General features: G+C 47.6%; 12 protein-coding genes and 1 other annotated feature. Of the genes, 8 read left to right on the top strand and 4 right to left on the bottom strand.

Annotation, left to right across the window (positions count from 1 at the left end):
• Positions 1-5 precede the first annotated feature (5 nt).
• Positions 6-896 carry a YitT family protein gene (locus tag PWYN_RS06985; RefSeq protein ID WP_036653477.1) on the top strand — a complete coding sequence of 297 codons (891 nt, stop codon included), beginning with the start codon at positions 6-8 and terminating at the stop codon, positions 894-896.
• 104 nt (positions 897-1,000) lie between these two features.
• On the opposite strand, the gene ligD is transcribed toward PWYN_RS06985, so the two are convergent.
• Genes ligD through ku form a run of 3 tightly spaced genes read right to left on the bottom strand, consistent with a single transcriptional unit; the run spans position 1,001 to position 3,794 of the window.
• On the bottom strand, positions 1,001-1,885 hold the full coding sequence (gene ligD / locus PWYN_RS06980; RefSeq protein WP_036649827.1) for a non-homologous end-joining DNA ligase: 885 nt from the start codon (positions 1,883-1,885) through the stop codon (positions 1,001-1,003).
• A gap of 16 nt (positions 1,886-1,901) precedes the next feature.
• Positions 1,902-2,852, bottom strand: a complete 951-nt coding sequence (locus tag PWYN_RS06975) for an ATP-dependent DNA ligase (RefSeq protein ID WP_036649825.1) — start codon at positions 2,850-2,852, stop codon at positions 1,902-1,904.
• Between the two features lie 12 nt (positions 2,853-2,864).
• Positions 2,865-3,794, bottom strand: coding sequence for a non-homologous end joining protein Ku (gene ku, locus PWYN_RS06970; protein WP_036649822.1), 930 nt, complete (start codon positions 3,792-3,794; stop codon positions 2,865-2,867).
• 134 nt (positions 3,795-3,928) lie between these two features.
• Between ku and PWYN_RS29150 the strand changes: the two genes are divergently transcribed.
• The 7 genes from PWYN_RS29150 (at position 3,929) to PWYN_RS06940 (ending at position 9,635) form a co-directional block, all read left to right on the top strand.
• Positions 3,929-4,099, top strand: coding sequence for a hypothetical protein (locus PWYN_RS29150; protein WP_157261104.1), 171 nt, complete (start codon positions 3,929-3,931; stop codon positions 4,097-4,099).
• Between the two features lie 32 nt (positions 4,100-4,131).
• Complete coding sequence (locus tag PWYN_RS06965; protein ID WP_036649821.1) at positions 4,132-4,317, top strand: H-type small acid-soluble spore protein; 186 nt, start codon at positions 4,132-4,134, stop codon at positions 4,315-4,317.
• 180 nt (positions 4,318-4,497) lie between these two features.
• The gene (gene tsaE / locus PWYN_RS06960; RefSeq protein ID WP_036649819.1) at positions 4,498-4,983 is read left to right on the top strand and encodes a tRNA (adenosine(37)-N6)-threonylcarbamoyltransferase complex ATPase subunit type 1 TsaE; all 486 of its coding nucleotides are present in this window, start codon (positions 4,498-4,500) and stop codon (positions 4,981-4,983) included.
• A 1-nt stretch (position 4,984) separates the two neighbouring features.
• Entirely contained in the window at positions 4,985-5,785 is an 801-nt protein-coding gene (gene tsaB / locus PWYN_RS06955; protein ID WP_036649818.1) for a tRNA (adenosine(37)-N6)-threonylcarbamoyltransferase complex dimerization subunit type 1 TsaB, read from the top strand.
• A 3-nt stretch (positions 5,786-5,788) separates the two neighbouring features.
• Entirely contained in the window at positions 5,789-6,307 is a 519-nt protein-coding gene (gene rimI, locus PWYN_RS06950) for a ribosomal protein S18-alanine N-acetyltransferase (protein WP_036649817.1), read from the top strand.
• A 2-nt stretch (positions 6,308-6,309) separates the two neighbouring features.
• A complete protein-coding gene (gene tsaD, locus PWYN_RS06945) occupies positions 6,310-7,362 on the top strand; it encodes a tRNA (adenosine(37)-N6)-threonylcarbamoyltransferase complex transferase subunit TsaD (RefSeq protein ID WP_052087809.1) in 1,053 nt (350 codons plus the stop codon).
• Positions 7,363-7,750: 388 nt separating this feature from the next.
• Positions 7,751-8,023: a binding site (T-box leader), on the top strand.
• A gap of 76 nt (positions 8,024-8,099) precedes the next feature.
• The gene (locus PWYN_RS06940; protein ID WP_036649815.1) at positions 8,100-9,635 is read left to right on the top strand and encodes a 2-isopropylmalate synthase; all 1,536 of its coding nucleotides are present in this window, start codon (positions 8,100-8,102) and stop codon (positions 9,633-9,635) included.
• A 412-nt stretch (positions 9,636-10,047) separates the two neighbouring features.
• Here the strand turns inward: PWYN_RS06940 and PWYN_RS06935 are convergent, their stop codons facing one another.
• A complete protein-coding gene (locus tag PWYN_RS06935) occupies positions 10,048-12,003 on the bottom strand; it encodes an ABC-F family ATP-binding cassette domain-containing protein (protein ID WP_036649814.1) in 1,956 nt (651 codons plus the stop codon).
• Positions 12,004-12,056: the final 53 nt, after the last annotated feature.

Genomic DNA, 12,056 nt, shown 5'->3' with positions numbered 1-12,056 from the left:
AACAAATGGTTACAAAAAAGGAGTACAATAAACCGCGAAAATCCGGGGCTTTTAAAACAGCTAAATTGGCTCAGAGGATCGTAATGATCATTATCGGAGCGTCTATGATGTCCGTTGCACTTGAGATTTTCCTCGTTCCCAATCAATTAATTGATGGTGGAATCACCGGTATTTCCATTATGCTTTCACATATTTTTAATATTCCCCTCGGTCTTTTACTAACCTTACTGAACCTTCCGTTTTTAATCATCGGTTATAAGCAAATTGGCAAGACATTCGCTTTATCCACTTTGTTTGCTGTTGTGCTCATGTCTATCGGTACTCAACTTCTGCACCCTGTGGATCCTATAACGGTTGAGCCGCTGCTCGCTGCTGTATTTGGGGGCGTGATTCTCGGAGTGGGTGTTGGACTTGTGGTGCGTTATGGAGGATCGCTGGATGGTACGGAAATTGTGGCTATTCTGGTCTCGAAGAAGCTTCCCTTCTCTGTAGGAGAGGTCGTTATGTTCTTTAACTTATTTATATTGTCAGGAGCAGGTTTTGTATTTGGCTGGAATAATGCCATGTTCTCACTTATTGCTTATTATATAGCTTTTAAATTGATTGATATAACGCTTGAAGGATTGGATCAATCGAAGTCAGTCTGGATTATCAGTGATAAATTCCGTGATATCGGAGAGGCACTGACCGAACGTTTAGGACGTGGAGTTACTTATCTTGAGGGTGAAGGCGGATTTTCGGGCGACAACAAGAAGGTCATCTTTGTAGTCATCACCCGTCTGGAAGAAGCGAAGCTTAAAGCTATCGTTGAGGATTGGGATACGGAGGCATTTGTTGCTATCGGTAATATCCATGATGTTAAGGGTGGGCGCTTTAAGAAAAAAGCCATCCATTAGCCGGCAGGGGGATTCCTGAAGGTCGTATTCTCATATATAATATTTCCGTTCTAAGTTAGGACGTAAGATAAGCCCACAGCATGTGTGAATGCTGCGGGCTTATCTTACTTTAGCTGTTTGATAATATCCTCTACAGGCTGTGGAGCCACATTCTCAATCAGATCCCCTAAGCGGCTCAGCCGTTCTTCAATATTCAGCAGATGGAAGTCAGTAGGGGTTACATCCTGATCAACCTCCGCCCAGGTAAGAGGTGTAGATACTGTTGCCAGCGGACGAGCGCGCGGGGTATAGGGAGCAGCCAAAGTTTTTCCCCCGAAATGTTGAAGATAGTCAAAATAAATCTTATCCCCGCGATCTTTCTTCAAACGTTCCAGCGTGAATAGCCCCGGGTGTTTTTCGGTGACAAAACGTCCAACAAAATGACCGATTTTTCGAAGCTCCAAAAAGGTGACACCCGGTTTAACGGGAATTATAATTTGAACACCGGTGGCTCCGGAAGTCTTCGGTACGGAGATTAATCCAAGTGAACTGAGCACGCGACCTACAATAGATGCAGCTTCCATGATACGGGGTTCGACCTCAAGAGTAGGGTCCAGATCAATCATCCATTCGCAGGGTAGGTCACTGCCGATATAGTGCAAGGAGGGGTGGAATTCCAGTGCGGCCAGATTGCCAAGCCAGAGCAGTTCAGGCAAACCTCCAAGCACAATGTAAGTGATGTTGTCTTGAGTATAGGTTTGAACGAAAGGAGGCAAGGGATCGGGCGCATTTTTTTGATAAAAAGACATTCCCCCTACACCATGGGGATAGCGGATGACCGTCAGCAACCGTTTCTGGCAATAGCGGAGCAGATACGGGGATAAAGCGGCAAGCTTTTCCAAATAGATTCGTTTTGTGATGCCGCGCTCGGGCCAGAGTAGCTTATCTGGATTGGTGATGGATAAAGTTTGGCCGTGTATGGTGATGGAGCCTTTGACGGATACTGGCATATAAATGTCCTCCTTTCTAGTTTTTTTGCCCCTTTAATCTGCATTCCTGAGGTGGAATATCCACTGAAGCCTGAATCACCGGATGGCGAAGCGTACCGGAAGGATTCCATTCCAGAAAATGAACCTTAAAGACCAATTGAGGGGAGATCCAGAAAGCTCCTGTATAGCGCTGCGGGAGATTGGTGAAGGGCATGGTTGGAACAGCAAGCTTAAGGGCTTGGTTAGTCAACTGGCGCCAGTCCTCCATTTTTAACTTTCCAGAACCTGCATGGCCGATATATTGCAATTTCCCTTCTTCGTCATACAGACCCAGCAGAAAGGCGTTAACTCGTCCATCTCGAAAGGTAACGCCTCCGGCTACGGCTGTGACGTCGGAGATGATTTTTCGCTTCTGCCAGCGTTTGTCTTTTCCGCCTGGAGTGTAGGTGCTAGAAATGTCTTTACACATAATTCCTTCTAATTCATGGGATTGGGCTGAAGCCCAAAGTTCTTCCGGATTCGTATAGCTTGGGACCATCTGAACATGCGGATGTGGGATAAGTATTTCCTTGAGTAGTGCCTGACGACTCGATAAGGGCTGGTTGAGTGTCCAAGCCCCATTGCAATATAGAATATCGAATACCATATAAATAACCTGAATCTCATTCTTAGCTACGCGGATAGCGGCCTCTTTCCTTAAGCTGTCACGCCTCATGACCTCTTGGAAGGAGGGCTTTCCGTTGCTTAGTGCAATAATTTCTCCATCTAGAATAACCGAGTCAGCCTTGCAGTAAGCCTTGATGTCGGTAAGTTCCGGGTATTGTGGGGTTCTGCGATTCCCCCGGCGGTTAATCAATTCCGTGTTAACCCCGTCATAATAGGACAGCATTCGAACGCCATCCCATTTGATCTGGGCAATCCATGTATCTCCAACGGGAAGCTGATTCGTAAGGATCGGCTCAAAAGGTATAATAGGAGAAAATTTCATTAGCCGATCCTCCTAAGACACGGTTTCTTTACTCTTGGCACTTCGCCGCTTGGGCTTGGGTGTGATAACAGGAGCTTCTGCCTTATCTGATTTTGCTTTCGGCGCTGCCTTCTTGCCGCCCGCCGCAGCCTTGCGGGATTTCGGTGCAGTCGCAGTCCCGGGGTCTGAAGGGATGTGTTGTACTGCCTCTATACTGGCCTGTAAAGCTGCCATCAGGTCGATTACATTAGTCGCCTGGCGTGCAGGTACAATATGGAATTCCTCTCCTGCTATCTTGTGGGATATTAGATCAAGCATCCGCTGACGGTAATCATCGGTATATTTGGCAGGCTCGAAAGGAGTGGACAATTGAGAGATAAGAATCTTGGCCATATCCAGCTCCTTATCGTTCACAGCTGCCGCTTCAGGCAGGTTGGGGACTTGGGATACCGGGCGAATCTCATCAGGATAATAAATGGTCTCGATCGCCAGGCATTCCTCCAGAACTCTGATGGCTGCCAGACTGCTTTTAGAGCGGATGGATATTTTGGCAATGCCGATTTTACCGGTTTGTCTCATAGCTTCCATAAGAAGACGGTATGCATTAGTCCCTGCTTGGTCTGGAGATAAATAATAGGTTTTCTGAAAATACATCGGGTCAATCTCAGTCAAGTCTACAAAGTCCAAGATGGTAATATTCTTGGTGCTTTCCTCTGTAAGCTGATTAATTTCTTCTTTATCGAATGTAATGAACTTCCCTTTCTCATATTCATATCCCTTGCCGATTTCTTCCCAGGCGACCTCTTTATCACAGACAGGGCATTTGCGTACATAGGACAATGGACTTCCGCATTCCTTATGGATATAACGTAATGAAATGTCTTTGTCTTCCGTAGCCGAGAACATTTTAACGGGCACATGAACAAGTCCGAAGCTTATAGCCCCTTTCCAGACGGTATGCATGGCTGATACCTCCTACAATTTTTATGCTTAGTATGAAGCGAAAGGCATTTTTCTAGCCGGATGCATTTTTTGTAAAGCATGGGGGGAAAATAAGCTAAGCACAAAAACGAAATCAGTTTTAACGGAGGAATATTGTGGATCATCGATTAAGCGAAACCTTAGGTGAGGGCGTTATCCCGGCTGTTGTAGTGGATTGGGAGGCCGTAACCTCTCTTTCGGAAGATTTTGAATCGGATATGGAAACGAATGACCTAGATCCGGAGGGGACCTTAGGGGATCTCTCCGAGATGGAAGCGAACGAATAGACTTCAACGACCGATGGAAGGGGGACAGGGTAATGGATGTTCAGCGCGCACAGGATATTTTTGCATCCAAGGATATGATTGCCGTTCATTTAGACGGAGAACCGGTATGGATTGAGGAAGTGGATGTTACGAATAAGATGGCTACCGTTCAGGTCGGATCCCGACCTACCAATACGCACACAGTAGGTGTGGAACGGCTAGAGGAACAAGATCACTAATTCATAAAGTAACATAAATTCCATTTAAAGCCCTTGTGCGGGAATATCACACATGGGTTTTTTTGTTTGTATACAGTACATAAGGAATCAGCATCCGACAATTGTTGCGGTAGAGTAATCATATCCGATATAATAAAAGGTATTGAAATTCGGAGGGTATAAGAAAAAGGTGGTTGTTGAGTGGACAATATAACCGAGACGGTTTTCACTTACCGTTCTTACAGTCTGGAGGATACTGAGCGATTGGCAGGCGCCATTGCGGCTGCTTCTATGGCAGGTACTGTCATTGGATTGGATGGAGACTTGGGAGCAGGGAAAACAGCATTTTCGCAAGGATTTGCCCGCCATTTGGGGGTACAGGGCATCGTTAACAGTCCTACTTTTACAATTATTAAGGAGTATTCAGGAAACCTGCCGCTCTACCATATGGATGTTTATCGGCTTTCGATTCAGGAGGCAGATGAACTTGGGCTGGATGAGTATTTTTATGGACAAGGGGTTTGCCTGGTAGAATGGAGCAGTATCATTACAGAGTTATTGCCTCCGCGGCACTTGCACATCTATATAGAGACGGTTGGATTGGGAGAGCGTGTGATCACGGTGACCGGATTCGGGGAGCCCTATGAGGCCGTTTGCCGCAATCTGATCCAGAATGGGGTTAAGTAAGATGACGATTGAAAAGAAGGAGCCGCGTAAGCGGTTTTTGGCGTTGGATACCTCCACGGCAACACTTGGTGTAGCCGTTACGGAGAACAATAGAGTGGTGCATGAGATTAATGCTTCCGGGGAGCGGAATCATTCTGTTCATTTGCTGCCGATTATAGAACAGGCTTTGCAGGCCTCGGGAACACAGGGGAGTTCACTCGCTGGTATTTCCGTTGGAGTAGGACCCGGTTCTTATACAGGCACACGTATTGCTGTTAGTGCGGCGAAGACATTGGCTTGGGCTTGGAATATTCCTGTGGTCGGCGTCTCTAGTCTCCAAGCGCTGGCTTGGGGTGGCTTCATGAAGAGTTCGGAGGATGCTGTTGATGATCATCACGCTCCGGATTGGATTATTCCCCTGCTGGATGCCCGCAGAGGTCAAGCCTATACGGCTTTATTTGCTTCTAAAGGAACGGTTAGCCCAGAGAGGCTTGCCCCCGATGCCATCCGTTTAATGCAGGATTGGGTTCAGCAATTAGTACAACTTCTACAGCAGGCTGAAGCCGAAGGTAATAAGCCGCGCTGCCTTTGGTTCGTAGGGGAGACCTCACTGCATGCGAGTGATGAATCACTTGAACCGCTTAGAGGAATAACCGACACTTGTGCGGTGCCCTATGAGCTTGAAGGCCGCTGGACGGGATTTCTGGGTGAAGAACAGCATTCTCACGGGAGTGATGACATGCATAGCCTGATTCCTAACTATACACAGCTTTCCGAAGCGGAAGCTAATCTGCGTAAAAGCACCCAAGGAGGCTCGAAATAAAAGATGACGGAAGCGGATGCAGTTAGGGAGCAAAGTGACCGGCTTGTATTTCGGCTGATGAGGGTAGAAGATATTCCCAATATTATGATTATCGAGCGGGAAGCTTTTACAATGCCGTGGACCGAAGAAGCGTTCCGGAACGAACTGACGCATAATCATTTTGCTAAATATATGGTTATGGAACATCAAGCTCAAATTATTGGGTACGCAGGTTTGTGGGCTATTGTGGATGAGGCGCATGTCACGAACATTGCTGTGCTTGAAGCTTTTCGGGGGCGGAAGTGGGGAGAAGAGCTGCTGGATGAGCTAATGAAAACGGCCTCATACCTCGGTATGAAATCTATAACCCTGGAAGTAAGGGTATCGAACCAGATCGCCCAGAATTTATATCGCAAAAAAGGCTTCCGGTCCGCCGGCACGCGTAAGGGATATTACTCCGATAACCGTGAGGACGCACTGATTATGTGGGCCGATCTGCCGGCTTACGAGGAAGAAAGGGTTAGGGAAGGAAGCGTGGAATAGGAATGGAGATTGACAAGGATATGGAAAAGGGAGCTACTCAAGCTGTATATATATTGGCGATTGAGACCAGTTGTGATGAGACAGCCGTCGCAGTCGTTAAGGACGGCAGTGAGGTGCTGTCCAATATCATTTCCAGCCAGATAGAAACCCACCGAGCCTTCGGTGGAGTTGTGCCTGAGGTAGCCTCCCGTAAGCATGTGGAGGTTATTACGCTGATCATAGAAGAGGCAATGGCTGCTGCCGGCATCCAGCCGCACCAGTTAGCCGCTATTGCTGTAACTCAAGGTCCTGGTTTAGTAGGGGCTTTACTTGTAGGAGTGGTAGCCGCGAAGAGTCTTGCGCTGGCTTGGGGTAAACCTCTAATCGGTACACACCATATAGCCGGTCATATTTATGCTAACCGGCTTGTGGCAGAATTAAAATATCCCTGTATGACACTGGTTGTGTCCGGTGGACATACCGAGCTGGTTCATATGGAGCAGGAAGGTAAGTTCCGTATAATCGGCCGTACCCGGGATGATGCTGTGGGTGAAGCCTACGATAAGGTTGCCCGGGCGTTAGGTTTTCCTTATCCGGGCGGTCCACATGTGGACCGTCTGGCTCGAGAAGCATCTGAGGCAGTCACCCTGCCGCGTGCCTGGCTGGAGCCGGATTCCTATGACTTCAGCTTCAGCGGCCTGAAATCGGCTGTCCTGAATGTAGTGAATCAGAGCAAGATGAAAGGTCTGACGCCTGACGTGGCTGCGATTGCCCGCGGTTTTCAAGAATCGGTTGTTGAAGTACTTGTAGAGAAGGCCATCCGTGCTGTACGGTCGACTGGTGCCAAACAACTTCTGCTGTGTGGTGGTGTTGCTGCCAATGGGGGGTTGCGCGCGGCGCTTATGGCTCGCTGTAAGCTGGAGGGGATAGAGCTTATCATCCCCCCACCGATATATTGTACGGATAATGCGGCAATGATAGGTGCTGCGGCTTATGTGAAATGGACTCATGACGGCGGTACTCCGCTGGATATGGTGGCTGATCCCGGCTTTTCATTGGAGAAGTGGTCTGTTTAAGCCTATTGACTATTGTTGCAGAACCCGAGTATAATCTTGTCAATTAAAGAAAAGACAAACGCAATGATCGGAAGCATTAGGGCAATCCGGGATAAGAGAGCTGCGGGGTGGTGCGACGTAGTCGAAGGGAACCTGAACTCGTCCGTGAGTGGAATGGTGGAATAAGGATCGCATGTAACGGATCCAAGTACACGATTACGGGTCACCTCCGTAAGAGGGTTGTCATGTGAGTGGAGAGGATGAATGATTCCTTGAAAGTTGCGTGGCTGGTAGAGTGGGTGTCTTGGACTGCATAAGTAATGCAGAAACTTGATATCAACAAGAGTGGTACCGCGATGGTTAACAGCCTGTCGTCTCTTGAATGAGATGGCAGGCTTTTTTGTGTATATATAACGCTATGAACGGGAGTAGTAAAAAGAAACGCGATGACCAGAGAGCTGCGGGAGGGTGCGACGCAGACATCGCAGCTTTTGAAGCTCGCCCGGGAGCGGAACAGCGGAAGGATTAAGTACGCTGTTACGGATGTCTCCGTTACAGGACCTTCGCTTATTCTGGTACTTCGGTACGGGGGTTAGTGAAGTAGAGCTGGACGCAGCTGGGTGATGATTGCCTATGCGTCAAAAAGAGTGGTACCGCGGAGGGGAAACCCGTCGTCTCTTTTATAAGAGATGGCGGGTTTTTGCGTTTTTAATACGTATCCTTCAGAACCATATAAAAAAACTTTAGGAGGAATTTCCATGATTATTCCGGTAAAGAAACGTATCCAAATCTTTGATACCACATTGCGTGATGGTGAACAGGCTCCAGGTGCAAGTCTTACTCCCGAGCAAAAGATACTGCTTGCCGTTAAACTGGCGGATCTGGGTGTTGATGTGTTGGAACCCGGGTTCCCGGTATCGAGCCCCGGTGATTTCGCAGCCGTGGAGACGATTTCTCGTAAGATCCGGAATGTGGAAATTTGCGGTTTTGCCCGCGCGGTTAAAGGGGATATTGATGCGGCTGTGAGAGCTACACGCGATGCTGAACGTCGGCGTATTCATTTGTTTATCTCGTCCTCCGACATTCATCTACGCCATCAGCTGCGTAAGAGCAGAACTGAGGTTGTAGCCGCTGCAAGAGAAATGACCGCGTATGCCCGCCAATTCTCTGAGGTAGTGGAATTTACAGCTATGGATGCAGCACGAACCGGAATTGATGATTTGATTGAGATGGTCGAAGCGGTGATCGAAGAAGGGGCTACTATCATTAATCTGCCGGATACAGTGGGTTATGCATTGCCGGGAGAATACGGTGAGATGTTTCGCAGGGTAAGACTGGGTGCGCGAGGTGGGGAAAGAGTAAGCTATAGTGCGCATTGTCATAACGATTTGGGTCTTGCTGTTGCGAATAGTCTGGCTGCGATTGAGGGTGGAGCGACACAAATTGAAGTAACCGTCAATGGTGTCGGGGAACGTACGGGTAACTGTGCCTTAGAGGAACTGGTGATGGCGCTGGAGACACGCGGGGATGTTCTTGGTGCTGAGACGGGAATTGTTCTGGATAGGTTATATGACGTCTCCCGGTTGGTTAGCGGAGCCATGCATTTTCCTATTGCTTATAACAAACCGGTTGTAGGCCGAAACGCCTTTCAGCATGAATCCGGAATTCATCAGGATGGATTACTGAAGGATCGCAGTACGTATGAGATTATGGATCCTGAGCGCTTGGGTATTCCAAGAAGTATGATTATTCTGGGCAAGCATTCTGGAAGACATGCATTAAAGGATCGTGCTGCAAAATACGGAATCACTCTGGACCCTCAAGAACTGGAGACGCTGTATGAATCTTTTAAGGAAACAGCAGATCGTCAAAAGGTCGTCAGTGATGACCAACTGCTGCGAATGGTAAGCAGCACCACAGGTCAGCAGGCACAGGTCTACGATCTGGGTGATGTGCAGGTCTTGGCCGGAAGCGCACCGCGTCGAATTGCAGCGGTCACCGTTCGTCACTTGAAAAGCGGTAAGGAATCGTCACATACCAGTATGGGAGACGGGCCACTTGAGGCCGTGATCGCTGCGATTGGGCAAGGGATATCTGAGAATATCGAATTTACTGGTCTGGAACTCCACTCCCTTGGAAGCGGGGAGAATGCTCAGGCGGAGGCAGCTGTAATGGTGGAGTGGGAAGGGATGAAATTTAGAGGAACAGCCACCCATCAGGACATTGTAATGGCTGCTGGAATTGCTTATATCGCTGCTTGTAACTCTGCTTTGCTCAGCACCCTCTCTGATTAGTACTACCTACAAATTCACGGCTTTACTAAATAAGGAAACCGAAGCTTGATTTTAGGCTTAAAAAGTAGAGATTTTGAGCCGACGCGCCTTTTGTCAAGATGTGGACAAAGTTATCCACAACTTCTTCTATAATTGTGTAAAAAGCGTGTAAAACCAGCATTATCGCCCCTTTTTTGGATCCTCAAAATGGGGGCTTTTATTAATGTGATAACTTGTGGAAATTGTGGATAATGTGGATAATTCGGTGGATAAAAAATCATTGACAACACAAATAGCGATTTAATGCCTAAAAAAAGGCCCAAAGGGCCTTTTTAGGGAGATAGTTATACACCGAATCTGGGGATACAGCTGTGGATAAGTATTTATGAACAAAACCAGAACAGTTGAAAAATATTTTTTTTTGTAATTTACACTATTCGTCAGCTAGAATTTCCCATTCGCTAAAATATCCTGCCAGCCGCTCTTTTTTGGTTTTTAAATCCTGTTCATGCTCCTGCAGCGCCATATAATCCTGATAAACCTCCGGCTTCGTCATTTCATTCTCTATACCGGCAATTTCCTCTTCCAAGGAGGATATGTTTTCTTCCAGTTCTGCAATACGCCGCTGGCGGTTACGTTCCTCGCGTTTGGCCTGTTTATCCGCTTCAAAGGAGGTTGAAGTTCCTTTTTCTACAACTACGGCACTATCTTTTCCGATATTTTTCGAGGCACCTGCGGATGCTTGCTCTGCTGCTTCTTTGGCAATTTCCTCAAGCTCGCGTTTTTTATCGACATAATCATCGTAGTTCCCAAGATAAGGATCTATACCGCTAGGATGAAGCTCTAATACACGCTCGGCCATTTTGTTAAGGAAATACCGGTCATGGGATATGAATAGCAAAGTGCCTTCAAAATCCATCAATGCGGCCTCAAGCACTTCCCGGCTGACCAAATCCAAATGGTTGGTAGGTTCATCGAGAATAAGCATGTTTGCACCGCGAAGCATGAGCTTGGAGAGGGCTACCCGCGCTTTTTCACCGCCGCTTAATGCCGCAATCCTTTTCAGAACGTCCTCACCGCTGAACAGGAAGTTGCCGAGAATGGTTCTAATCCTAGCTTCCTCCAGCATCGGATATTCGCTCCATAGCTCTTCAAGAACGGTATTACGAGGGTTGAGGCGGGTCTGCTCTTGATCATAGTAACCAATCTTTACCTTGGCCCCCCAGTTCACGATTCCGGCAGAAGGCTCCCGGCTCCCGATTAGACATTGCAGCAAGGTAGACTTCCCGATTCCGTTAGGACCAATAAGTGCAGCTGTTTCACCGCGTCGAAGTTCAAAGGATGCGCCTGTGAACAAGGGCTCTCCCTCCACAAAGGCGACTGCGGCGTCACGAACCTGTAATACCTCTTTACCGGACATGAAATCAGGCTCAAAGGAAAAATTGGCTTTTTTCAGATCACCCATAGGTTTGTCCAACCGGTCCATTTTCTCTAAGGCTTTACGCCGGCTCTGTGCCCGTTTTGTCGTTGAGGCCCGCACAATATTACGCTGAACGAAATCCTCCATACGAGAAATTTCATCCTGCTGTTTATCGTATTGCTTCAGTCTGATTTCGTACTCGGCAGCTTTGAGCTCCATATATCGTGAGTAATTTCCGGTATAGCGCTGGGATTGATGCCGTTCGATCTCAACAATGGTAGTGACAAGACGGTCTAGAAAATACCGGTCATGGGATACGACCAGAATTCCACCCGCATAACCTCTTAAATAATCCTCTAGCCAAGTAAGTGTTGCGATATCTAAATGGTTGGTAGGCTCATCCAACAACAGAAGATCGGGCGCCTGAAGCAAAATGCGGGCGAGTGCGAGTCTAGTCTTCTGACCGCCGCTTAATGTGGAAATCGGTGTGTCCGGAGCAAAATCCCCAAAGCCCATGCCGTGGAGAATACTCCGAATACGTGTATTCATTTCGTAGCCGCCATGATCCTTGAACCAATCTGAACGCTGAGCGTACTTTTCGAGCAGCTCTTCATAACGCTTCGGATCCTCCGCAAGCCGCGGATCAGCAATTTGCTGCTCCAGCCGACGCAGTTCACCCTCCGCTTCGATAAGAGGAGCAAATACAGCCAACATCTCTTCTTGGATGCTGCGCTCGGATTGCAATCCGCTGTTCTGGGCCAAGTAACCAATGGTAGTTTCTTTTGATTTATGAATTTGTCCGCCGTCATAAGACATTTCTCCGGCTAGAATTTGTAGGAATGTAGATTTGCCGGCTCCGTTAACACCCACGAGACCGACTCTTTCCTTTTCATTTACTTGCAGGCTGATGCCGTCTAGTATGCTTGTTATACCGTATGATTTCGTAATACCTGTCGCTTGAAGAAGCATAACAATGAAACCTCCACCCATGCATTTTTTTATTACTTTAGTTTACATGAAAA

Origin of the sequence: Paenibacillus wynnii (assembly GCF_000757885.1) — a bacterium.
Lineage (GTDB): Bacteria > Bacillota > Bacilli > Paenibacillales > Paenibacillaceae > Paenibacillus_AQ > Paenibacillus_AQ wynnii.
This window is presented reverse-complemented; position numbering and strand designations above follow the sequence as displayed.

Excerpts from the sequence above, each read along its gene's own strand:
- PWYN_RS06985 (WP_036653477.1), top strand. The coding sequence starts at position 6 with ATGGTTACAAAAAAGGAGTACAATAAACCGCGAAAATCCGGGGCTTTT.
- ligD (WP_036649827.1), bottom strand. The coding sequence starts at position 1,885 with ATGCCAGTATCCGTCAAAGGCTCCATCACCATACACGGCCAAACTTTA.
- PWYN_RS06975 (WP_036649825.1), bottom strand. The coding sequence starts at position 2,852 with ATGAAATTTTCTCCTATTATACCTTTTGAGCCGATCCTTACGAATCAG.
- ku (WP_036649822.1), bottom strand. The coding sequence starts at position 3,794 with ATGCATACCGTCTGGAAAGGGGCTATAAGCTTCGGACTTGTTCATGTG.
- PWYN_RS06965 (WP_036649821.1), top strand. The coding sequence starts at position 4,132 with ATGGATGTTCAGCGCGCACAGGATATTTTTGCATCCAAGGATATGATT.
- tsaB (WP_036649818.1), top strand. The coding sequence starts at position 4,985 with ATGACGATTGAAAAGAAGGAGCCGCGTAAGCGGTTTTTGGCGTTGGAT.
- rimI (WP_036649817.1), top strand. The coding sequence starts at position 5,789 with ATGACGGAAGCGGATGCAGTTAGGGAGCAAAGTGACCGGCTTGTATTT.
- tsaD (WP_052087809.1), top strand. The coding sequence starts at position 6,310 with ATGGAGATTGACAAGGATATGGAAAAGGGAGCTACTCAAGCTGTATAT.
- PWYN_RS06940 (WP_036649815.1), top strand. The coding sequence starts at position 8,100 with ATGATTATTCCGGTAAAGAAACGTATCCAAATCTTTGATACCACATTG.
- PWYN_RS06935 (WP_036649814.1), bottom strand. The coding sequence starts at position 12,003 with ATGCTTCTTCAAGCGACAGGTATTACGAAATCATACGGTATAACAAGC.